The sequence below is a fragment of the Pseudomonas sp. FYR_7 genome, from assembly GCF_043106155.1.
Taxonomy (GTDB): Bacteria; Pseudomonadota; Gammaproteobacteria; order Pseudomonadales; family Pseudomonadaceae; genus Aquipseudomonas; species Aquipseudomonas parafulva_B.
In genome coordinates this window covers 123,541-146,230 of sequence record NZ_JBICMI010000033.1, presented here as the reverse complement: position 1 = coordinate 146,230, position 22,690 = coordinate 123,541, and the positions used below count along the sequence as shown (strand labels likewise).

Sequence of the window (22,690 nt, the reverse complement as noted above, 5' to 3'; positions counted from 1 at the left end):
TTCGGCAAGCCCCGGTCGGCGCAACCGTACCCGGGCTTGCCGGCTTGCATGGTTACTCGGCCTTCAGGCTCTTCACGCCCTCGGCAGTGCCCAGCAGCAGCAGGTCGGCAGGCCGTGCGGCGAACAGGCCATTGGTAACCACGCCCACGATGGCATTGATCTGGGCTTCCAGCGCTACCGGGTCGGTGATCTGCAGGTTGTACACGTCGAGGATCACGTTGCCGTTGTCCGTGATCACGCCTTCACGGTAAACCGGGTCGCCGCCAAGCTTCACCAGCTGACGAGCAACATGGCTGCGGGCCATCGGGATGACCTCCACCGGCAGCGGGAAGTTGCCCAGAACCGGTACCAGCTTGCTGCCATCGGCGATGCAGATGAACGTCTTGGCCACGGCAGCAACGATCTTTTCCCGGGTCAGGGCCGCGCCACCGCCTTTGATCAGGTTCAGGTGTTCGTCGCTTTCATCGGCGCCGTCCACATAGAACTCCAGCTCGCTGACGCTGTTGAGCTCGTAGACCGGGATGCCATGGCCCTTGAGGCGCTGGGCCGTGGCTTCGGAGCTGGCGACCGCGCCGTCGAAGGCCGTCTTGTGCTGCGCCAGGGCGTCGATGAAGAAATTGGCGGTCGAACCGGTGCCCACGCCAACGACGCTTTTGTCATCGAGCTTGGGCAGAATGAAGTCGACGGCAGCCTGGGCAACGGCCTGTTTGAGTTGGTCCTGGGTCATGCGGGCTCCGAGGTGGGGCAGGGCGGATGTAAAGGCGACCAGTATAACGGCAAGCGCGGCTTGGCTGTGGTCGTCCGACGTAACGCTGGGGTAGACTCCGAGCCCTTGTCCCGCGGCCAGTGATGCTTTCCCGATGCTCGAACAGTACGTCAAGAAGATCCTCACCTCGCGCGTCTATGACGTTGCCGTCGAAACCCCCTTGCACAGCGCCGGGCAGTTGAGCAAACGCCTGGGCAACAAGATCCTGCTCAAGCGCGAAGACCTGCAGCCGGTGTTCTCGTTCAAGATCCGCGGGGCCTACAACAAGCTGGCGCAGTTGACCGCAGAAGAGCTGGCCCGCGGCGTGGTCACCGCCTCGGCTGGCAATCATGCCCAGGGGCTGGCCCTCGCCGCACGGGAAATGGGCATCAAGGCCACCATCGTGATGCCCAAGACCACGCCTGAAATCAAGATCGAAGGCGTGCGCTCGCGCGGCGGCAAAGTGGTCCTTCACGGTGATTCGTTCCCCGAGGCATTGGCCTATTCGCTGAAACTGGTCGATGAAAAAGGCTTCGTCTACATCCACCCCTACGATGATCCTCATACCATTGCTGGCCAGGGCACCGTGGCCATGGAAATCCTGCGCCAGCACCCCGGTCGGCTGGACGCGATTTTCGTGCCGGTCGGCGGCGGCGGCCTGATCGCCGGCATCGCCGCCTACGTGAAGTACCTGCGCCCGGAAATCAAGGTCATTGGCGTTGAACCGGACGACTCCAACTGCCTGCAGGCCGCCATGGCCGCTGGTGAGCGGGTGGTGCTGCCACAGGTAGGGTTGTTTGCCGATGGCGTGGCGGTGGCTCAGATTGGCCAGCACACCTTCGACATCTGCCGCCATCACGTGGACGAAGTCATCACCGTCAGCACCGACGAAATCTGCGCGGCGATCAAGGACATCTACGACGATACCCGTTCGATCACCGAGCCTGCGGGGGCACTGGGCGTGGCGGGCATCAAGCGATACGTGGAGATGTACGGGGTCAGCGGCCAGACACTGGTCGCCATCGATTCCGGGGCGAACGTCAATTTCGACCGCCTGCGCCATGTCGCGGAGCGGGCAGAACTGGGTGAAAAGCGCGAAGCCATCATCGCGGTCACCATCCCGGAGCGTCCCGGTAGCTTCAAGGCCTTCTGCGAGGCGGTGGGCAAGCGCCAGATCACCGAATTCAACTACCGCAAGCACACCTCCGATGAGGCGCACATCTTCGTGGGCGTGCAGACCCACCCGGAAAACGACCCCCGCGCGGCACTGGTGCAACAGTTGATCGACCAGGGCTTCCCGGTCACGGACCTGACCGACAATGAGCTGGCCAAATTGCACATTCGCCACATGGTGGGTGGGCACTCGGCCGGGGCGAGCGATGAAATGGTGCTGCGCTTCGAATTCCCCGAGCGGCCAGGGGCCCTGTTCAACTTCCTCGACAAACTGGGCGGGCGCTGGAACATCTCGATGTTCCACTACCGTAACCATGGTGCGGCAGATGGCCGTGTGGTGGCGGGGTTGCAGGTGCCTGAGGACGAGCGCCACCTGGTGCCGGCCGCGCTGGCCCAGATTGGCTACCCCTACTGGGATGAAACCCAAAACCCGGCCTACACGCTGTTCCTTGGCTGAACGGCTAAGCTCTTGCCCAGGGGGCGCGCCGCTTTGCAATGAACAGGCGGCGCAGCCTGGCGGGCTTTTCCGCTCGCAGCCCTTGTAACGCCACCGGCCCAGGACGAGTGACATGGAACACCTCAACACCCTCAAAGCCTTGCACGTGATCGGCACCGCACTGTTGTTGCTCGGTGCGCTGGGCGTGGCGATCTGGACGATGCGTGCCCGCCGGCAGGGCGACAGGGCGGTGTATGGCAGGCTGATGCAACGGCCCTTGGTCTTCGTCTGGCTGGTGATGGGTATCAGCCTGTTCAGCCTGCCGTTTACCGGCTGGTGGCTGGTGCACCTAGTAGGTTGGCCGCTGGGTCAGACCTGGCTACTGGCGTCGACTGCGCTGTATACCATGAGCGCGTTGGCCTGGGTATGGCTAGTCGTGCGCCTGAACCGGCTGCGCAGGACACCTGCACAGAGTATGCGGCTAACGCTGGCATTGGCCGTATTCAGTGCCGTGTGCCTGCTGTCCATCGCCGGGCTGATGGGCGCCAAGCCCGTCTGATCTTCGCCAAGACATCCACTGATTGCCTGCCGGCAAAGCCTGGTTCACACACTTGCATAGCGCTGACGGTATATAAGCACCGCAGGCGCGTTGCTGCGCTCGCAGGCTTTGTGGAACAATGCGGTGACATGCGTTTGCGAGGTTGCTGCCGTGATCGACCCGGATGGTTTTCGCCCCAATGTCGGGATCATTCTCACGAATGATGCTGGGCAGGTGCTATGGGCTCGACGGATCAACCAGGATGCCTGGCAATTTCCACAGGGCGGTATCAACCCTGACGAGACGCCAGAAGATGCCCTGTACCGCGAGCTGAACGAAGAAGTTGGCCTTGAACGCGACGATGTGGAAATTCTTGCCTGCACCCGTGGTTGGTTGCGTTATCGTTTACCCCAGCGACTGGTGCGCACCCACAGCCAACCGTTGTGCATCGGCCAGAAACAGAAGTGGTTCCTGTTGCGTCTGATCAGCAATGAGCAACGGGTGCGCATGGACCTGACCGGCAAGCCGGAGTTCGATGGCTGGCGCTGGGTGAGCTACTGGTACCCGCTGGGCCAGGTTGTGACATTCAAGCGCGAGGTCTATCGGCGCGCCCTGAAAGAGCTAGCACCGCGTCTTCTGACGCGCGACTGACGACGGAGTTCGACCCCGAGCCATGCTCAATACGCTGCGCAAGATCGTCCAGGAAGTAAACTCCGCCAAAGATCTCAAGTCGGCGTTGGGGATCATTGTCTTGCGTGTCAAAGAGGCCATGGCCAGCCAGGTCTGCTCGGTCTACCTGCTGGACCCGGAAACCAACCGGTTCGTGTTGATGGCCACCGAAGGGTTGAACAAGCGCTCGATCGGCAAAGTCAGCATGGCCCCCAACGAAGGCCTGGTCGGGCTGGTAGGCACCCGCGAAGAACCTCTTAACCTCGAAGATGCCGCCGCGCACCCGCGCTACAGGTACTTCGCCGAGACCGGCGAGGAGCGCTTCGCCTCCTTCCTGGGCGCCCCGATCATTCACCACCGCCGCGTGGTGGGTGTGCTGGTCATTCAGCAGCGCGAGCGTCGCCAGTTCGATGAGGGCGAAGAAGCGTTTCTGGTGACCATGAGTGCGCAACTGGCTGGGGTGATCGCCCACGCCGAGGCCACTGGCTCGATTCGCGGTTTGGATCGCCAGGGCAAAGGCATCCAGGAAACGCGATTCGTCGGTGTGCCTGGCTCCCCTGGCGCTGCCGTAGGGCGGGCCGTGGTGATGCTGCCACCGGCCGACCTGGAAGTGGTCCCGGACAAGACGGTCGAGGACATCGACGCCGAACTGCACCTGTTCCATGCGGCCCTCGAAGGGGTGCGCGCCGACATGCGCAAGTTGTCGGCCAAGCTGGCCACCCAACTGCGTCCCGAAGAGCGGGCGTTATTCGATGTCTACCTGATGATGCTCGAGGACGCTGCCCTGGGCGGCGAGGTGCGCGAGGTCATCAAGACGGGTCAATGGGCGCAGGGCGCACTGCGCCAGGTGGTGGGCGAGCACGTCAACCGCTTCGAACTGATGGATGACGATTACCTGCGCGAGCGGGCCTCCGACGTCAAGGACCTGGGCCGACGCTTGCTCGCCTACCTGCAACAGGCACGCTCGCAGTCTTTGGTCTATGCCGACAACACTATTCTGGTCAGCGAAGAGCTGACCCCGGCCATGTTGGGCGAAGTGCCCGAAGGCAAGCTGGTGGGCCTGGTCTCGGTATTAGGCTCGGGCAACTCGCACGTGGCCATTCTGGCCCGCGCCATGGGCATTCCGACCGTCATGGGCCTAGTCGACCTGCCCTATTCGAAGGTCGATGGCATCGAGCTGATCGTCGATGGCTACAAAGGGGAGGTCTTTACCAACCCCAGCGAGGTGCTGCGCAAGCAGTACAGCGACGTGGTCGAGGAAGAGCGCCAGCTGGCCCAGGGCCTGGACGCCTTGCGCGAGCTGCCCTGCGTTACCCCTGACGGGCACCGCATGCCGCTGTGGGTCAATACCGGCCTGTTGGCCGACGTGGCCCGCGCCCAGCAGCGTGGCGCCGAAGGGGTAGGCCTGTACCGCACTGAAGTGCCGTTCATGATCAACCAGCGCTTCCCCAGCGAAAAAGAGCAGTTGGCGATTTACCGCGAACAACTGGCGGCTTTCCATCCACTGCCCGTGACCATGCGCACGCTGGACATCGGGGGCGACAAGGCGCTGTCCTACTTTCCGATCAAGGAAGAAAACCCCTTCCTGGGTTGGCGTGGCATTCGCGTCACACTCGACCACCCCGAGATCTTCCTGGTGCAGACGCGCGCCATGCTCAAGGCCAGCGAGGGCTTGAACAACCTGCGGATTCTGCTGCCGATGATTTCCGGCATTCACGAACTCGAGGAAGCGCTGCACCTGATTCACCGCGCCTGGGGCGAGGTGCGTGACGAGGGCACCGATGTGCCAATGCCGCCGGTGGGCGTCATGGTGGAAATCCCGGCCGCGGTGTACCAGACCCGAGAACTGGCGCGGCAAGTGGACTTCCTGTCGGTGGGTTCCAACGACCTTACCCAGTACCTGCTGGCTGTGGACCGTAACAACCCACGGGTGGCCGACCTCTACGACTACCTGCATCCAGCCGTACTGCAGGCGGTCAACACTGTGGTCCGTGATGCCCATGCCGAAGGCAAGCCGGTAAGTATCTGCGGCGAAATGGCGGGCGACCCGGCCGCTGCCATCCTGCTCATGGCCATGGGCTTCGACAGCCTGTCGATGAACGCCACTAACCTGCCGAAGGTGAAGTGGATGCTGCGCCAGGTGAACATGAGCAAGGCCAAGGAGCTGCTGCAAGAGGCGCTGAGCCATGACAACCCGCAGGTCATCCATAGCTCGCTGCAGCTGGCGCTGAAGAACCTCGGGCTTGCACGGATGATCGGGCCTGGAGCCAACAAGCCGCTCTGAGCGCCGCGTGTGCTGGCGCCTTGGCAGTTGACCTGCGCACAAGGCCGGCCTGGGTGATCAAACCGAGCGTTTCACCTCCCCGATAAGGGACCCGAACGGGCCGAAGCTGCGTTCGATGAACTGCCTTTGTCCTCGATCATCGACGATCAGCACGGTACTGGCGCGTGTGCCGTAGTTCTGACTGGCGATGAACGCGCTCGACAACAGTTTTTCGGTTGCCAGGCCAACACCTGTTTCCGGCAACTGGGCGTCGGCTACAGGCTCGTCATCGGCCAACAGTGCCAGCAGTTGCTCTGGATCGGGCTTTTCCAATAACCCCTCCAGGCGGCTGCGCGCCTTGACCAGTTTTGGCCATGGGGTATCAAGCTGCGCATTGGAAAGCCCGTACACCCCTGCCTCAAGCAGGCGTGGCGCTGCTTCCCTGGCGTTGACGTAACCCAGGGCATGGTCATTGCCGATGAGCAGGTTGAACCCTGAATACTGGTCGGCTTGGCTGGCCACCTGAGCCAGATACGCCTCCACGGTTTGCTCTCCCTTCAGAAAAGCGGCCACCAATTCGCCACGCGAACGCGATCCCAGTGCCTGCCTGGGGTCGCGGATATTGGTCAACGCGGCGAAACGTCCCTGCGGGCCGATCCCCAGCCAAGTCCCGCCAGCCTCCAGGTCTCTACCGGCGTACACCTGCGGCGCCTCTTCCCACGGTGCCAACGCCAGGGTAGGGCGGGCGTAGAACTCATCACGGTTGGCCGCCACGATCAGGGGCAGGGCATGCCCTGGCCGCCACGCGAATACGATCAGGCACATTCTTCGGGTCCTGTGTTTTCTTCCACTGTACCCAGGCAGCGGGACAGATCCAACCTGACACAGACTTCACTAGAGCCGCGAACCCAGCTTCCGTTACCATGCCGGATTGATTTCTCGGGGAAGCCGAATGGAATTCGTGCTCTATCTGGTATTAGGTGCATGTGCGGGGGTGCTGGCCGGCTTGTTCGGCGTGGGCGGGGGCATCATCATCGTGCCTGTGCTCGTGTTCAGCTTCACATTGCAGGGCTTTGACGCCTCGGTGTTGACGCACCTAGCGGTAGGCACATCCCTGGCCTCCATCGTCTTCACCTCCATCAACGCCGTGCTCGAGCATCACCGCAAAGGCGCGGTGCAATGGCCGATCTTTGCCTGGATGACCTTGGGGATCCTGCTGGGTGCTGGTGTCGGGGCCAAGACGGCGTCGCTGATCCAGGGGCCCATGCTGCAGAAGATCATTGGCGTCTTCGCCTTGGTGATTGCCGCGCAGATGGCACTGGACCTCAAGCCCAAGGCCAGCCGCGGTGTGCCCGGCAAGGCTGCACGGGTGGCAGCGGGTGGCGTAATCGGCTGGGCGTCGGCCATTTTCGGCATCGGTGGCGGCTCGCTGACTGTACCCTTCCTGACCTGGCGCAGCCTGCCCATGCAGCAGGCCGTGGCGACGTCGTCAGCGTGTGGCCTGCCCATTGCGATCGCCAGTGCAGCGGGTTTCATGGTGCTGGGCTGGCATGAACCCCAGCTGCCGCCGCACAGCGTCGGTTACATCTACCTGCCGGCGATGGTCGGCATCGCCGTGACCAGCATGTTTTTCGCACGTTACGGGGCGCGGCTGGCTCACAGACTGTCACCGCGCCTGTTGAAGCGCCTGTTTGCGGCCCTGTTGTTCTGTGTAGGCCTGAGCTTTCTGATTTGAATCGAGAGGATGTTAAATGCTGCCTTACCCGCAGATAGACCCCGTGGCACTGGCCATCGGACCGCTGAAAATCCATTGGTACGGCCTGATGTACCTGATCGGCATTGGCGGGGCCTGGTTACTGGCCACCCGCCGCCTCAACCGGTTCGACCCTACCTGGAGCCGCGAAAAGCTTTCCGACCTGGTCTTCTGGCTGTCGATGGGCGTGATCGTAGGGGGACGTTTGGGCTATGTGCTGTTCTACGACCTGCACGCGTACCTGGCCAACCCGACGTTGATCTTCGAGGTCTGGAAAGGCGGCATGTCGTTCCACGGCGGTTTCATTGGCGTGATGCTGGCTGCACTGTGGTTCGGCAAGCGCAACAACAAGTCGTTCTTCGAACTCATGGACTTCGTCGCCCCGCTGGTGCCGATCGGCCTGGGTGCCGGGCGTATCGGCAATTTCATCAATGCTGAACTGTGGGGCAAACCGACCGATGTGCCATGGGCGATGATCTTCCCGCCGTTCAGCGACCCGGCGCAGTTGCCGCGTCACCCTTCGCAGCTGTATCAGTTCGCCCTCGAAGGCGTGGCACTGTTCGTGATTCTCTGGCTGTACTCGCGCAAACCCCGGCCAACCATGGCAGTTTCCGGAATGTTCGCGTTGTTCTACGGTATTTTCCGTTTCATCGTCGAGTTCGTGCGGGTGCCGGATGCCCAGCTCGGTTACCTGGCGTGGGGATGGCTGACCATGGGTCAGATTCTGTGCATCCCCATGATCGTGGCTGGCCTTGGGCTCATCTGGTGGGCTTATAATCGCAAGCCTACGGCGACACCCGCCTGATCACTCTCCCGGCAGGGGCGATCCCCTGCCGTCTAGCTACAGGTAAGCCATGAAACAGTATCTGGACCTGGTCCGCGACGTTATCGAAAACGGCACGTTGCAGGAAAACCGTACCGGCATCCGCACCATCAGCCTGCCAGGGGCGATGCTGCGCTTCGACTTGCAGAAGGGCTTCCCCGCTATCACCACGCGCAAGCTCGCGTTCAAGTCGGCCATCGGCGAAATGGTGGGCTTCCTGCGCGGGGTTCGCAATGCCGGCCAATTCCGTGAGTTGGGTTGCAAGGTCTGGGACCAGAACGCCAACGAAAATGCCCAGTGGTTGGCCAACCCGTTCCGCCAGGGCCATGACGACCTGGGCGAGATCTACGGGGTACAGTGGCGGCAATGGCCGGGCTACAAGCGCATCGCCCTGAGCAATCAGGCCGCGATCGAGATGGCGGAAAAGGCCGGCTTCCGGCAGATTGCCCAGGATGAAGAGGGTGGCGTGGCGTTTGTCATCCTCTACAAGGCCATCGATCAGGTCCGCCAGTGCCTGGACACCATCGCCAACGATCCTGGCAGCCGACGCATCCTGTTCCACGGCTGGAACTGCGCCCAGCTGGATGAAATGGCCCTGCCGCCTTGTCACTTGCTCTACCAGTTCCACCCCAACGTGGAAACGCGCGAGCTTTCACTGACGCTTTACATCCGCTCCAACGACCTTGGCCTGGGTACACCATTCAACCTCACCGAAGGAGCGGCATTGCTGGCGCTGTTCGGCCGGCTGACCGGCTACACGCCGCGCTGGTTCACCTATTTCATCGGCGACGCCCATGTGTACGAGAACCACCTGGACATGCTCAACGAGCAGCTCAAGCGCGAGCCGCTGGAAGCGCCCAAACTGGTGATAAGCGATCGGGTCCCGGCGTTCGCCGACACAGGCAAGTACGAGCCGCAGTGGCTTGAGCAGATCGAGCCGAGTGATTTCTGGCTCGAAGGGTATGAGCATCATGCCCCGATGACGGCGCCGATGGCGGTCTGAGGGATCCCTTTCATACCCCCAGTGTACGATCCCCACAGGAGCGGCCTAGCCGGGACGCTCCTACCCGAAATCCGCTAGCCCTTGGATGCGGCGCAAGACCATTGTTCCGGCAGGCTAGTCACGCCCACTAATGCCCATGGCTACGCCCAACATGTGAATGCTCGATGTCTGGCACCGTCACAGCGCCGTTGGTTTCTAGCTGCTGCAAAATGGCGCATTGCGCGCCTTCCTCGTTACACCGTCTTCGCAAATCCATCAGTTGCGCCTGTAATGCCACCAACCCATCGAGCCGGGCCTGGACGTGCTCGATATGCTCGTCGATCAAGGCATTCACGCTGCCGCACGAGGCCTGAGGGCTGTCACGCAGCTGCAGCAGGCTGCGGATTTCATCGAGCGTCATGTCCAGCGTGCGGCAGTTGCGTATGAATGTCAGGCGCTCGACATGCTCTTGGGTATACATCCGGTAATTGCCCTCGCTGCGCGCAGGCTCAGGCAGGAGCTTTTCGCGTTCGTAGTAACGAATGGTCTCCACAGCGCAGTCCGTCGCCTTGGCAAGGTCGCCGATCTTCATGTTGAAAACTCCTGGCATTCGCTTGACCCTATAGTGGCTACAGGGTGTTCACTTGGCAACAGACTCAATTAAGGATGACCCATGAACAAGTCTGTCAGCCCTGAACACACGCATCATCATGAGCACAATCATGACCATGCCCATGACGACGTGCGCCATGGCGATCAGGGTCATACCTGTTGCAGCACGCAGGCCGCGCCTGCCCACGTGCAGTTGACGTCCATTCCCAGCGAGCAGGCCCAGCTCAGCCGTTTCCGTATCGATGCCATGGATTGTCCGACCGAGCAGACGCTGATCCAGGACAAACTGGGCAAGATGGCTGGCATCGAGGCGCTGGAATTCAACCTCATCAGTCGCATCCTGGGGGTCAGGCACACGCTCGATGGCACGTCCGACATCGAACGGGCCATCGACAGCCTGGGGATGAAAGCCGAGCCGCTCGTGGGTGATGCGGACAGCGCTACCGTGCCAGCGCCGCCGCGCCAGCAGGGTTGGTGGCCGCTGGCGCTGTCCGGCCTGGCAGCCCTGGGCGCCGAAATCGTGCACTTCGCCCAGCTCGCGCCGCAATGGCTGGTGGCCGCGCTGGCACTGGCGGCGATCCTGGGTTGTGGTCTGGGTACCTACAAGAAGGGCTGGATTGCGCTAAAAAACCGCAACCTCAACATCAACGCCCTCATGAGCATCGCGGTCACCGGTGCGTTGCTGATCGGCCAATGGCCGGAAGCAGCCATGGTGATGGTGCTCTTTACCGTGGCCGAACTGATCGAAGCCCGCTCGCTGGACCGTGCACGCAATGCCATTGGCGGGCTCATGCAGTTGGCGCCGGACATGGCGACCGTGCAACGGGCCGACGGCCAATGGCGCGAAATGGACGTACGTGAAGTCGTTGTCGGCGCGACGATGCGCGTACGGCCAGGCGAGCGTATCGGGCTCGATGGCCAGGTGATCAGCGGGCAGTCCAGCGTCGATCAGTCCCCGATAACCGGTGAAAGCCTGCCGGTGGAGAAGGGCCTGGGCGACAAGGTCTTCGCCGGCACCATCAACCAGGCAGGTGCCCTGGAAATCAAAGCCACCGCCGTGGCCGGTCAGTCCACACTGGCTCGCATCATCAAGGCCGTCGAGCAGGCGCAAGGGGCGCGGGCGCCAACCCAGCGCTTCGTCGACCGGTTTTCGCGGATCTATACGCCGGCGGTGCTGGCCCTTGCGCTGGCCGTGGCGATCGTCCCGCCGCTTCTGCTGGACGGCACCTGGTTCGACTGGGTGTATCGTGCGCTTGTGCTGCTGGTAGTGGCATGTCCCTGTGCACTGGTGATCTCGACCCCCGTCACCATCGTCAGTGGCCTGGCGGCTGCGGCGCGCAAAGGCATCCTGATCAAGGGCGGGGTGTACCTCGAAGGCGGGCGCCACCTGGACTTTCTGGCCCTGGACAAGACCGGCACGATCACCCACGGCAAGCCGGTCCAGACAGACTTCAAGGCCCTGCAACCGGCGTTCGAGCATCGTGCGCAGGCCCTGGCATCGAGCTTGGCTGCACGCTCCGATCACCCCGTGTCGCGAGCGATAGCCCAGTTCGGCCAGGACAACGACCTGCCCCACAGTGAGGTCCGGGATTTCACCGCGCTCGCGGGCCGTGGCGTGCGTGGCACCATCGAGGGTGAGGTGTTGCACCTGGGCAACCATCGCCTGGTCGAGGAGCTGGGGCTGTGTTCACCCGAACTGGAAGCCCAGCTCGATGCCTTTGAACAGCAGGGCAAGACGGTGGTGTTGCTGCTCAACGCATCAGGCCCCCTGGCATTGTTTGCGGTGGCCGATACCGTCAAGCAAAGCAGCCGGCAAGCCATTGCCGAGCTTCATGCACTGGGCATCCAGACAGCCATGCTGACCGGTGACAACCCGCACACCGCCGCGGCCATCGCGCGTACGGTAGGCATTGATCGGGCCGAAGGTAACCTTCTGCCAGCCGACAAGCTCAGTAGCATCCAGGCGCTGTACGACCAAGGTCATCGCGTCGGCATGGTCGGGGACGGCATCAACGACGCGCCGGCGCTGGCCAGGGCCGAAATCGGCTTCGCCATGGCGGCGGCTGGCACCGACACTGCCATCGAAACGGCCGATGTGGCGCTGATGGACGATGACCTGCGCAAGATCCCTGCGTTCATCAGGCTGTCGCGGCACACCGCAGCGATCCTCAAGCAAAATATCGTGCTGGCCTTGGCGATCAAGGCGATTTTCCTGGGCATTACCTTCGCCGGGCTGGCCACCATGTGGATGGCCGTATTCGCCGATATGGGCGTGAGCCTGCTGGTGGTGTTCAACGGCCTGCGCTTGTTGCGCAAGTGACCACAGCCTAAGGCCAGGCCTAAAGCTGCTGTACCAGCGCTTCGAGCTGCTCCTGACGCTGGGCCTGGTTCGGTTTAGCACCTGGGTTGAGCGTGGACCATTGCGGGTGCGCGCGAGCCCGCACCAGCGGTTCGGGCAGCTTGCCCTGACGCCAGGTCTTTTCATCCAAGGGGCCCAAGCGAATACTGTCCTGAGCGGCGTGCCCACGGTGGTCCAGTGCCACCATCAGCTGTTGCTGACGCAAGGCCAGCAAGCGCAGGACGGTATCGTCGACGGTCAGCTCGCGTTTGCCCTTGAGCTTGCCCATCAGGCGCGCGCCATAGCCGCGTGCCGTCTGCAGGGCGCCGCCGGCGATGGCCCCGGCCAAGGCTGCGACGCCCAGGGTAAGCCCACCTGCCAGCAGGTCCACGCCGGCCCCGGCCGCCGCGCCTGCCGCTACACCGCCGCCTACACGCACTCCAAGCTGCTTCAGGGCTTCAGGATTGAACAGATCGTCCCCCCAGCGCCCGTCCAGCAACGGCAGGTCGCTGGCATGCGCGTCGTCGCGCCGGAACGCATAGAGCTTGAGCAGAGCCTCCACGCAGCGCTGTTCACGCTGGCGCACGGCCTGGTGTAGCGCCTCGATGGCCTGTGCCTGGGCAGAAGGTTCACCTTCCACGCTGCGACGACAGGCGGCGCAGTCCAGCAGCAATTCGGCGATCAGGCGTTTGCCACCTTGCTGGCGGGCCACCCGTTGGGCCTGCTGATCGTCGATCAGGCGCTGCAAGCTAGGGCGTGCATCTTCCAGCAGCAGGGCGAGGCTCTCATACAGGCGGCGCTCGCCATCTTCTGGTGGGGCTACGGTGTCGAATCTCACCAATGCATGAAGCCCAAGCCGGGCGAGGGCTTCACGCCACTGCGGTTCGCGATGCTGGGGGCTGGAGACAAAGTTGAGCACCGGCAGAAGTGGCTTGCCACAGCTGGCCAGCACGTCGAGTTCGTCACGGTACTTGGCCAGCACCGGCTCGCGGGCGTCGATGACATAGAGCCCGGCATCGCTTGCCAGCAGCTGGCGCAGCACCTTGGCCTCCTGCTCGAAGCGCTGGCGCGCCTCGCTGCCCTGCAGAAAGCGCTCCAGCCGCGCCGGGCCATCCAGGCGCTCGCCAGGGCGTTCGAGGCGTTCGAGGTAGTCGAGCAGGGCGATGGCGTCTTCCAGGCCCGGTGTGTCGTAGAGCTCCAGCAGAGGCTCCCCGTCCACGGACAAGCGAGCCCCTTCCACATGGCGTGTGGTGCTGGGGCGATGCGAGACCTCCCCGAAACCGACGTCACGCGTGAGGGTGCGTAGCAGCGAGGTCTTGCCCACGTTGGTGTGGCCTACTACGGCCAGCTTCAAGGGCTCAGTCATGACCGTGCTCCAACCAGGCCAGCGGTAAAGTATCGGCATGAGGGAGCCCCAGGCGATCCAGGGCTTCACGCCAGTCATTCAAGCGCCGCTCGTCACGCAGCTGGTCAGCGACGGTAGGCAACAGCCAGATACGCGTACTGCCTGCATTGCGCGCCAGCTCGGCTAGCAAGGCCAGGCTACCGCGGTCCGGCGAGCGCTCAGGATCGAGGGCAATGGTCAGGCGCGCGGGTGGAAAACGCCCCAGTTGCTCAAGCAGACGATGCCGCGACTCCCGGCTGTCCAGCACACCAGCATCGGCGACATTGTCGGGCAATGACGGCGGCCAGGGGCGCTGATCATCCAGCTCGACGCCGACCAGCAGTGCGCCGGCATTTTCAATGAGTGACGGCTGGGCCTTGAATTGCGGCAGTGTGTCGGGCGCATCGTCCTTCACGCCCAGGCGCTCGCTGTTGGGCATCAGCCTGTCGCGCAGCGGCATGTAGCCTGGCAGGTCCGTGTCCAGCGCCAGGCGTTGGCGCCCTTGCCGCCAGCGCCACAGGCATACGCCAGCCAGGAGCAGACGCGGCAGCACGCCATAGACTACCACCACGCCCAGCAGCCAGCTGGCCCATGCCTGGCGCGTCATGGCCAGGGCCGGCGCGGTGTCACCGCTGGCCCGGATCATGGCCGGGTCAGGTACCGCAAAGCCCAGCAGCGCGGGCAGGGCGCCCAGGGCCTGGGTCATGGCGATGAAGGGTTCGGCCGCCAGCAACGTGGTTTCCCAGACAAAGCCATAGCGCCGGGTGGCCAGCAATGTCAGCAGCATACCCACCGCGCTCAGCATGGCCGCCAGCCACAGGCTGTGGACCAGCAAACCCAGCAACCAACGGCCCAGGCGTTGGCGTTGCAGCAGCACCAGCAGGGCCGGCGCCAGGTGGGCGGCACGGGCGTCGCGGGCAAAGCGTTCGCTCAACCACAGCCAAAGCCGCCCCAGCAGCGCGCCATGTTCACCGCTCAGAAACAAGCCGATCAACCAGCCCAGCAACATGACCAAGTTCAGCCCCAGCAGGCTGCCCAGCGCCCAAAACACATTCACCGGCCGCTGCCCGTCACCCAGTGCGGCCAACGCCAGGCCGCCGCCACTGAGCACGGCCATCAACACCATCGCCACCAGCGCCAGGCGTGCCCCTTGCTTCCAACGCCGCAACGCGGCGGTCAAGCCGTCGCGTTCGGCCAGCAGCAGCGCGCGGGTCTCGATGCGCAGGGCCAGGCTGCCGCCTTGCTGGCGGGCACGGCGGTTGGCTTCCTGATCCTCGAGAGGGCCGGCATGTTCTTCGCGCAGGCGTATCGCCTCGGTGAGCCAGCGCTTGTCCAGCAAAGAAGGTGCAGTCACAGGGTGTTCCATCGCACAGGTCGTGGCAGCAGCATAACTCACCCGCGCGATGCTATTCTCGCCGGCATGAAGACATTACTGCCCTTAAGCCTGATCGTGGCCTGCGCCGAAAACCGCGTGATAGGCATCGACAATTCCATGCCCTGGCATTTGCCGGGGGACTTCAAGTATTTCAAGGCCACCACCTTGGGCAAGCCCATCATCATGGGCCGCAAGACCTGGGATTCGCTGGGGCGGCCGCTGCCTGGGCGGTTGAATCTCGTGGTCAGCAGGCAGCCCGGGCTGGAACTGGCCGGTGCCGAAGTTTTCGCTTCGCTGGAAGACGCGCTGGTGCGGGCTGATCAGTGGGCGCGCGAGCAAGGTGTCGACGAGCTGATGCTGATCGGTGGTGCGCAGCTCTACGGGCAGGCGCTGGAGCAAGGACTCGTCAGCCGGATGTACGTGACGCGGGTCGAGCTGTCGCCCAAGGGCGATGCCTGGTTCCCGGATTTCGATCGCAAGCAGTGGACGCTGCTGTCCAGTCAGGCGCAGGCTGAGGAAGGTAAGCCGTTGTATCACTTCGAGGTGTGGGACAAGGCCTGACGCCTGTTGCGCGAGGAAAGGGCCGCGCCGTGCGGCCCCCCGTGAACTCAGGTATGGCTTAATGCTGCGTGTTCATCATCGGCCAGTACCTGCTTGTCGGTTTCCTTGAGCAGCTGGCTGGTTACCACGCCAGCCGTCATCGAACCGTTCACGTTCAACGCCGTACGGCCCATGTCGATCAGCGGCTCCACCGAAATCAGCAGGGCCACCAGCTCCACCGGCAAGCCCATGGCCGGCAGCACGATCAGCGCGGCGAAGGTAGCGCCGCCGCCAACTCCGGCCACACCGGCCGAACTGAGCGTGACGATGGCCACCAACGTGGCGATCCATAGCGGATCGAAGGTGTCGATGCCAACCGCTGGCGCGACCATCACCGCCAACATGGCAGGGTACAGCCCGGCACAGCCATTCTGACCGATGGTGGTCCCGAATGAGGCGCTGAAGCTGGCGATTGACTGCGGCACGCCCAGGCGACGCGTCTGGGCCTCGATGTTCAGCGGGATGCTGGCAGCGCTCGAACGGCTGGTGAAGGCGAAGGTCAGTACGGGCCATACCTTGCGGAAGAAGCGCAGCGGGCTGACCCCGATCGCCGCCAGGATGATGGCGTGGACCACGAACATCAGCGCCAGGCCTAGGTAGGACACGACCACGAAGCTGCCCAACTTGAGGATGTCTTCCATGTTCGAGCTGGCCACCACCTTGGTCATCAATGCCAGCACGCCGTAAGGCGTGAGCTTCATGACCACGCGCACCAGGCGCATCACCCAGGCTTGCAGGGTATCGATGGCCGAGAGTGCACGCTGACCCTTTTCGGCGTCGTCCCTGATCAACTGCAAGGCGGCCAGGCCGACGAAGACGGCAAAGATGACCACGCTGATGATCGATGTCGGCTTGGCCCGCGCCAGGTCGCCAACCGGATTGCTGGGGATGAACGAAAGCAGCAGTTGCGGGATGTTGAGGTCGGCGACCTTACCTGCATAGTCGCTGTGGATCACTTGCATGCGTGCGCTCTCCTGGGCGCCTGCCACCAGGCCTTCGGCACTGAGGCCAAAGAGGTTGGTCAGCAGGATGCCGATCAGGGCAGCGATAGCCGTGGTCAGCAGCAGCGTGCCGATGCTCAGGACGCTGATGCGTCCCAGGGAAGAGGCATTGTGCAGACGCGCCACGGCGCTGAGGATGGAGGCGAAGATCAGCGGCATGACGATCATCTGCAACAGGCCCACGTAGCCGTTGCCGACCAGGTCCAGCCAGGTGATGGTGGTCTTGAGCACAGGGTGCCCTGCGCCATAGATCGTATGCAGGGCCAAGCCGAAGCCCACGCCAAGTGCCAGGCCCAGCAGCACTATCTTGGCCAGGCTCCAGTCGGTACGGCGGGTCTGCGCCAGTCCTAGCAACAAGGCCAGGAACGCCAGCAGGTTTAGCAGCAGTGGCAGGTTCATTGAAGCTCCGAAAACGAGAAGATGAGGCGCCGCCTCTATGTGCGATTGCGAACGGAAATGCTAACAGCCTGAAAACAAACGAATTTATATCCAAATCGAATTTATATAGTCGCAAATGGAATAAAGAGGCGTCGTGGATTGTAATGAGCGAGGCGTTTACTGGGGTGTAAAGGTCGCAATCGAGCGGTGCTGACAGGGCTCACTCGAATAGCGTCTGTCAGTCGTTTCAGGAGATTCGTACATGAACGTTGCGCTCAAAACCGCCGCCATCGGCCTGTCCCTGCTGTTCAGCTGGCAAACCTCCGCTACCGAGCTTGACCACTGGCCAGCCGAAGCCGCCACACAGCTCGACCGCATGATCATCGCCAATGCCCATAAGGGTAACTATGCGGTGTTCGACATGGACAACACCAGCTACCGCTACGACCTTGAAGAAGCGTTGTTGCCATTCATGGAGAACAAAGGGCTGCTGAGCCGTGACAAGCTGGACCCTTCGCTGAAACTCATTCCCTTCAAGGACAGTGCCGAGCACAAGGAAAGCCTGTTCAGCTACTACTACCGGCTGTGTGAGATCGACGACATGGTCTGCTACCCCTGGGTGGCGCAAGTGTTTTCCGGCTTCACCCTCAAGGAACTGAAAGTACAGGTGGATGCGCTCATGGCGTCCGGCAAGCCTGTGCCCAGCACCTACTACGACGGGGATCAGGTCAAGGCCATCGAAGTGCAGCCGCCCAAGGTCTTCAAGGGCCAGGCCGAGCTGTACAACAAGTTGATGGAGAACGGCATTGAAGTCTACGTGGTGTCAGCCGCTTCCGAAGAGCTGGTGCGCATGGTCGCCTCTGACCCCAAGTATGGCTACAACGTGAAGCCGCAGAACGTGATCGGGGTCAGCCTGCTGCTCAAGGATCGTGCCACGGGGCAATTGACCACGGCACGCAAGCAGATCAGCGCTGGGCACTACGACGCCAAGGCTAACGAAGGGCTCGAACTGACCCCTTACCTGTGGACGCCCGCCACGTGGATGGCGGGCAAGCAAGCGGCGATCCTGACCTACATCGATGAATGGAAGAAGCCCGTGCTGGTGGGCGGCGATACCCCGACCAGCGATGGCTACATGCAGTTTCATGGCGTGGATGTCGGCAAGGGCGGGATCCACCTGTGGATAAACCGCAAGCCCAAGTACATGGAGCAGCTCGAAGGAATGATCGCCAGGCAGGCAGCGGCCCAGGCCAAGGAAGGGTTGCCGGTGACGGCAGACAAGAACTGGGTGATCGTGACGCCTGAACAGATTCAGTGAGCAGGTTGCATCCGTGATGGATGCGCGAGGCCGCTGTCTTGGCAATAAAAAACCGGCGCTCGAAGCGCCGGTTCTCGTCATGCTGGATGGGTATCACAGCCCTTCGAGCATCGCCTTGTTGCGCACGGCACCTTTGTCGGCACTGGTCGCCAACAGGGCGTAGGCCTTCAAGGCTGTCGTCACCTTGCGCGGGCGTACCTCAGCCGGTTTCCAGCCCTTCTTGTCCTGCTCGGCGCGGCGCTCGGCCAGCTCGTCATCGCTCACCAGCAGGTTGATCGAGCGGTTGGGGATATCGATCAGGACTTTGTCGCCGTCACGCACCAGGCCGATGGCGCCGCCTGCTGCGGCTTCCGGCGAGGCATGACCGATGGACAGGCCCGAGGTGCCTCCCGAGAAGCGGCCGTCGGTGAGCAGGGCGCACGCCTTGCCCAGGCCTTTGGACTTGAGGTACGACGTGGGATACAGCATTTCCTGCATGCCCGGGCCACCTTTCGGGCCTTCGTAGCGGATGATCACGATGTCGCCGGCCTTCACTTCGTCGGCGAGGATGCCACGCACGGCGCTGTCCTGGCTTTCGAAGATCTTGGCCGTGCCTTCGAACACATGGATCGATTCGTCGACACCGGCGGTTTTCACCACGCAGCCGTCCAGGGCGATGTTGCCGTACAGCACGGCCAAACCACCCTCTTGTGAATACGCGTGCTCGAAGCTGCGGATGCAGCCGTTCTCGCGGTCGTTATCCAGGGTTTCCCAACGCGTCGACTGGCTGAACGCGGTCTGGGTCGGGATGCCAGCTGGGCCAGCCTTGAAGAAGGTGTGCACTGCCTCGTCGTCGGTCTGGGTGATGTCCCACTTGGCGATGGCTTCTTCCATGCTGCGGCTATGCACGGTGGGCAGGTCGGTGTGCAGCAGGCCGCCACGGGCCAGCGAGCCCAGGATGCTGAAGATACCGCCGGCGCGGTGCACGTCCTCCATGTGGTACTTCTGGATGTTGGGCGCCACCTTGCACAGCTGCGGCACCTTGCGCGACAGACGATCGATGTCGCGCAGGTCGAATGCCACTTCGCCTTCCTGCGCCGCAGCCAGCAGGTGCAGGATGGTGTTGGTCGACCCCCCCATGGCGATGTCCAGCATCATGGCGTTCTCGAACGCCTTGAAGTTGGCGATGCTGCGCGGCAGGACCGATGCGTCGTTCTCGCCGTAGTAACGTTTGCACAGCTCGACGATGGTGCGGCCGGCCGTCAGGAACAACTGCTCGCGGTCCGAGTGGGTGGCCAGGGTGGAACCGTTGCCCGGCAGGGCCAGGCCCAACGCCTCGGTCAGGCAGTTCATCGAGTTGGCGGTGAACATGCCAGAGCACGAGCCGCAGGTAGGGCAGGCGCTGCGCTCGTATTCGGCGACCTTTTCATCGGAGGCCGTGCTGTCGGCGGCGATGACCATGGCGTCGACCAGGTCCAGGCCATGGCTTGCCAGCTTGGTCTTGCCGGCTTCCATAGGGCCGCCGGAGACGAAGATCACCGGAATGTTCAGGCGCAAGGCAGCCATCAGCATGCCGGGGGTGATCTTGTCGCAGTTGGAGATGCAGACGATGGCATCGGCACAGTGCGCGTTGACCATGTACTCCACCGCGTCGGCGATGATTTCACGGCTGGGCAGCGAGTACAGCATGCCGTCGTGACCCATGGCGATGCCGTCATCGACCGCGATGGTGTTGAATTCCTTGGCCACGCCACCGGCGCGCTCGATCTCGCGAGCGACCAGCTGGCCCAGGTCCTTGAGGTGCACATGGCCCGGCACGAACTGGGTGAAGGAGTTGGCGATGGCGATGATCGGCTTCTTGAAGTCTTCGTCCTTCATGCCGGTGGCACGCCACAGGGCGCGTGCACCTGCCATGTTGCGGCCGTGGGTGGAAGTCTTGGAACGATAATCAGGCATGAAACACTCCTGGCGGCTTAATCAGGTCACAGAAAGGGGAGTGAGCTTCTCTTGTCCTCTGTACCGCAGGCCGGTTGCCACTGGCACGGATGGGGCCGAAGACCGCGCGGGATCGCCGCGTGCTTGGCCAGAGCTCATAAACCCGCCGGGGGATGACTGGCGATGAATAGCCCGATTCTACACCGCTGGCGCCGGGAAGGCATGACGATGTGTCCGGGCGGCGGTTTTGGGCGGAAACCCGAAGTTGTAGGAACCGTCTGAAACGATCCGTGTGAGGCTGACCTGCGCCTGACTTGCCATTATCATTCGGCCGCCGCATGTGCGGCTTGACGAGATAACCCTCAATGGACCTTCCCAGTTACCGGTTCGTCACGAACTGCAACCTGGCACTGAGCGCGCCGCCGCCAGGGCTGCCGAGGGCTTGAGTCTGCGAGGCTGAAGCCTGCAGGCGCCTGGTCGGCGCCTGGAGAACTTCATGCAAAACCCTATCGATAAAACCATCGCTGCTGGTGCCGTCGACGCTGCGCTCGATGCGCAACGGCGGCAAACCACCGAAAGCTTCCACAAAGGCGCCTCCATCACCACTACCATCGGTGACCTGCGGCACGCGACCCTCGGATTGCTGTACCGCAAGCGGGTGCTGTGGCTGGTGCTGCTGGTGTTCGGCAACCTGTTCTCAGGGGCAGGCATCGCGGCCTTCGAAGAAACCATTGCCGCGCATATCGCCCTGGTGTTCTTTCTGCCACTGCTGGTCGACAGCGGCGGCAATGCAGGCTCCCAGTCGGCAACCCTCATGGTCAGGGGCCTGGCCACAGGCGAAGTCACGCTGAGCGACTGGGGGCGAATGCTGGGGCGCGAATTTGGCGTCGCGCTGCTGCTGGGCTGCACCATGGCGGTAGCCGTGGCATCGCTTGGGCTGTTGCGTGGCGGCCCGCAGATCGCCTTGATCGTGGCCAGCAGCATGGTGGTGATCGTGCTGGTCGGCAGCCTGATCGGCATGAGCCTGCCGTTTCTGCTGAGCCGGCTCAAGCTGGACCCCGCCACGGCCAGCGGGCCATTGATCACGTCCATTGCCGACGCAGCAGGCGTGTTGGTGTACTTCGGTATCGCGACCCAGGTGCTTGAACTCTGAAACGATCGGGGGCCACCCAGGCCCCCGTCATGGCTCAGCTGTTGGGCAGTAACCGGCAGGTGATGCTCTTGATGTAGCGGGTTTCGCCAATCGCCGGGTGCACCGGATGGTCAGGGCCCTGACCACCGCGCTCGAGCAGCTGCATGTTGCGGTCCAGGTGACGGGCACTGGTCAGCAGGATGTTGTGCAGATCGTCTTCGGGCAGGTGCATCGAGCAAGAAGCACTGACCAGAATGCCGTCCTTGTTCAGCATGCGCATGGCCTGCTCGTTGAGCCTGCGGTAAGCCGCCTCGCCGTTCTTCAGGTCTTTCTTGCGCTTGATGAAGGCGGGCGGGTCGGCAATGATCACGTCGAAGCGCTCCTCGGCTGCCTTGAGTTCGCGCAAGGCTTCGAAGACGTCGCCCTCGACGCAGGTCAGCTTCTCACCAATACCGTTGAGCGCGGCGTTGCGCTCAACGCCATCCAGGGCAAAGCCCGATGCATCGACGCAGAACACTTCGCTGGCGCCGAAGGCACCCGCCTGCACACCCCAACCGCCGATGTAGCTGAACAGGTCGAGTACGCGCTTGCCCTGAACATAGGGGGCCAGGCGTGCACGGTTCATGCGGTGGTCATAGAACCAGCCGGTTTTCTGGCCTTCACGGACCGGGGCTTCGAAACGAACACCGTTTTCTTCCAGCGGAACCCAATCCGGGACTTCACCGTAAACGGTTTCGACATAGCGCTGCAGGCCTTCGGCATCACGGGCCGCCGAATCGTTCTTGAACAGGATGCCGCTTGGCTTGAGCACCTGGACCAGCGCCGCGATCACCTCATCCTTGTGCGCTTCCATGGTTGCCGATGCCAGTTGCACCACCAGGATGTCGAAGAAGCGATCGACGACCAGCCCCGGCAGCCAATCGGAATCGCCATAGACGAGGCGATAGCATGGCTTGTCGAACAGGCGCTCGCGCAGTGACAAGGCCACGTTCAGGCGGTGCACCAGCAGTGACTTGTCCAGTGGCAGCTTGACGTCGCGTGACAGCAAGCGGGCGCAGATCAGGTTATTGGGGCTCAGGGCAACGATGCCCAGTGGCTTGCCGTTGGCGGCTTCGAGCACGGCTTGCTGGCCGGCCTGCAAGCCTTGCAGCGGGGTGGTGGCAACGTCTACCTCGTTGCTGTAGACCCACAGATGGCCTGCGCGCAGGCGGCGGTCGGCATTGGCTTTGAGGCGAAGGCTGGGCAGGGACATGACG

General features: G+C 62.9%; 19 protein-coding genes. 11 read left to right on the top strand and 8 right to left on the bottom strand.

Annotated features, from left to right (window positions below; translation table 11 throughout):
* Positions 1–52: 52 nt before the first annotated feature.
* Positions 53–727 carry a ribose-5-phosphate isomerase RpiA gene (gene rpiA, locus ACF8R3_RS08620; RefSeq protein WP_058638158.1) on the bottom strand — a complete coding sequence of 225 codons (675 nt, stop codon included), beginning with the start codon at positions 725–727 and terminating at the stop codon, positions 53–55.
* Between the two features lie 133 nt (positions 728–860).
* On the opposite strand from rpiA, the gene ilvA reads away from it, so the two are divergent.
* The 4 genes from ilvA (at position 861) to ptsP (ending at position 5,845) form a co-directional block, all read left to right on the top strand.
* Positions 861–2,375, top strand: coding sequence for a threonine ammonia-lyase, biosynthetic (gene ilvA / locus ACF8R3_RS08615; RefSeq protein WP_392515457.1), 1,515 nt, complete (start codon positions 861–863; stop codon positions 2,373–2,375).
* Between the two features lie 112 nt (positions 2,376–2,487).
* Positions 2,488–2,913, top strand: coding sequence for a DUF2269 family protein (locus ACF8R3_RS08610; RefSeq protein ID WP_058638156.1), 426 nt, complete (start codon positions 2,488–2,490; stop codon positions 2,911–2,913).
* Between the two features lie 150 nt (positions 2,914–3,063).
* Entirely contained in the window at positions 3,064–3,543 is a 480-nt protein-coding gene (locus ACF8R3_RS08605) for an RNA pyrophosphohydrolase (RefSeq protein ID WP_023532670.1), read from the top strand.
* 22 nt (positions 3,544–3,565) lie between these two features.
* The gene (ptsP, locus tag ACF8R3_RS08600; RefSeq protein WP_392515455.1) at positions 3,566–5,845 is read left to right on the top strand and encodes a phosphoenolpyruvate--protein phosphotransferase; all 2,280 of its coding nucleotides are present in this window, start codon (positions 3,566–3,568) and stop codon (positions 5,843–5,845) included.
* Positions 5,846–5,902: 57 nt separating this feature from the next.
* Here ptsP and ACF8R3_RS08595 read toward each other — a convergent pair whose 3' ends face one another.
* The gene (locus ACF8R3_RS08595) at positions 5,903–6,649 is read right to left on the bottom strand and encodes an NRDE family protein (RefSeq protein ID WP_392475096.1); all 747 of its coding nucleotides are present in this window, start codon (positions 6,647–6,649) and stop codon (positions 5,903–5,905) included.
* 127 nt (positions 6,650–6,776) lie between these two features.
* Between ACF8R3_RS08595 and ACF8R3_RS08590 the strand changes: the two genes are divergently transcribed.
* Genes ACF8R3_RS08590 through ACF8R3_RS08580 form a run of 3 tightly spaced genes read left to right on the top strand, consistent with a single transcriptional unit; the run spans position 6,777 to position 9,403 of the window.
* A complete protein-coding gene (locus ACF8R3_RS08590; protein ID WP_058638154.1) occupies positions 6,777–7,559 on the top strand; it encodes a sulfite exporter TauE/SafE family protein in 783 nt (260 codons plus the stop codon).
* Between the two features lie 16 nt (positions 7,560–7,575).
* Complete coding sequence (gene lgt / locus ACF8R3_RS08585; protein ID WP_058602872.1) at positions 7,576–8,382, top strand: prolipoprotein diacylglyceryl transferase; 807 nt, start codon at positions 7,576–7,578, stop codon at positions 8,380–8,382.
* A gap of 49 nt (positions 8,383–8,431) precedes the next feature.
* The gene (locus ACF8R3_RS08580; protein ID WP_058638153.1) at positions 8,432–9,403 is read left to right on the top strand and encodes a thymidylate synthase; all 972 of its coding nucleotides are present in this window, start codon (positions 8,432–8,434) and stop codon (positions 9,401–9,403) included.
* 127 nt (positions 9,404–9,530) lie between these two features.
* Here ACF8R3_RS08580 and cadR read toward each other — a convergent pair whose 3' ends face one another.
* A complete protein-coding gene (cadR, locus tag ACF8R3_RS08575; RefSeq protein ID WP_058638152.1) occupies positions 9,531–9,974 on the bottom strand; it encodes a Cd(II)/Pb(II)-responsive transcriptional regulator in 444 nt (147 codons plus the stop codon).
* A gap of 81 nt (positions 9,975–10,055) precedes the next feature.
* On the opposite strand from cadR, the gene ACF8R3_RS08570 reads away from it, so the two are divergent.
* Positions 10,056–12,314, top strand: coding sequence for a heavy metal translocating P-type ATPase (locus tag ACF8R3_RS08570; protein WP_392515453.1), 2,259 nt, complete (start codon positions 10,056–10,058; stop codon positions 12,312–12,314).
* A 19-nt stretch (positions 12,315–12,333) separates the two neighbouring features.
* Here ACF8R3_RS08570 and ACF8R3_RS08565 read toward each other — a convergent pair whose 3' ends face one another.
* Together ACF8R3_RS08565 and ACF8R3_RS08560 are read right to left on the bottom strand one after the other, a co-directional pair.
* Complete coding sequence (locus ACF8R3_RS08565) at positions 12,334–13,698, bottom strand: GTPase/DUF3482 domain-containing protein (protein WP_392515451.1); 1,365 nt, start codon at positions 13,696–13,698, stop codon at positions 12,334–12,336.
* A complete protein-coding gene (locus ACF8R3_RS08560; protein WP_392515449.1) occupies positions 13,691–15,082 on the bottom strand; it encodes a DUF2868 domain-containing protein in 1,392 nt (463 codons plus the stop codon). The genes ACF8R3_RS08565 and ACF8R3_RS08560 overlap by 8 nt, the downstream gene beginning before the upstream one ends.
* Positions 15,083–15,136: 54 nt before the next feature.
* Here ACF8R3_RS08560 and ACF8R3_RS08555 point away from each other — a divergent pair, with 54 nt between their 5' ends.
* Complete coding sequence (locus ACF8R3_RS08555) at positions 15,137–15,652, top strand: dihydrofolate reductase (RefSeq protein WP_392515448.1); 516 nt, start codon at positions 15,137–15,139, stop codon at positions 15,650–15,652.
* Positions 15,653–15,699: 47 nt separating this feature from the next.
* Here ACF8R3_RS08555 and ACF8R3_RS08550 read toward each other — a convergent pair whose 3' ends face one another.
* Positions 15,700–17,091 (bottom strand): L-cystine transporter, encoded by a 1,392-nt coding sequence (locus tag ACF8R3_RS08550; RefSeq protein ID WP_392515447.1) that lies wholly within the window; start codon positions 17,089–17,091, stop codon positions 15,700–15,702.
* 241 nt (positions 17,092–17,332) lie between these two features.
* Between ACF8R3_RS08550 and ACF8R3_RS08545 the strand changes: the two genes are divergently transcribed.
* Entirely contained in the window at positions 17,333–18,388 is a 1,056-nt protein-coding gene (locus ACF8R3_RS08545; RefSeq protein WP_196185510.1) for a haloacid dehalogenase-like hydrolase, read from the top strand.
* 93 nt (positions 18,389–18,481) lie between these two features.
* On the opposite strand, the gene ilvD is transcribed toward ACF8R3_RS08545, so the two are convergent.
* Positions 18,482–20,323, bottom strand: a complete 1,842-nt coding sequence (gene ilvD, locus ACF8R3_RS08540; RefSeq protein WP_058638145.1) for a dihydroxy-acid dehydratase — start codon at positions 20,321–20,323, stop codon at positions 18,482–18,484.
* Between the two features lie 475 nt (positions 20,324–20,798).
* Here ilvD and ACF8R3_RS08535 point away from each other — a divergent pair, with 475 nt between their 5' ends.
* Positions 20,799–21,455: a magnesium transporter gene (locus tag ACF8R3_RS08535; protein ID WP_081321296.1), complete on the top strand. Its 657-nt coding sequence runs from the start codon at positions 20,799–20,801 to the stop codon at positions 21,453–21,455.
* A gap of 34 nt (positions 21,456–21,489) precedes the next feature.
* Here ACF8R3_RS08535 and ACF8R3_RS08530 read toward each other — a convergent pair whose 3' ends face one another.
* The gene (locus ACF8R3_RS08530; RefSeq protein ID WP_058638144.1) at positions 21,490–22,686 is read right to left on the bottom strand and encodes a class I SAM-dependent rRNA methyltransferase; all 1,197 of its coding nucleotides are present in this window, start codon (positions 22,684–22,686) and stop codon (positions 21,490–21,492) included.
* Between the last annotated feature and the right edge of the window lie 4 nt (positions 22,687–22,690).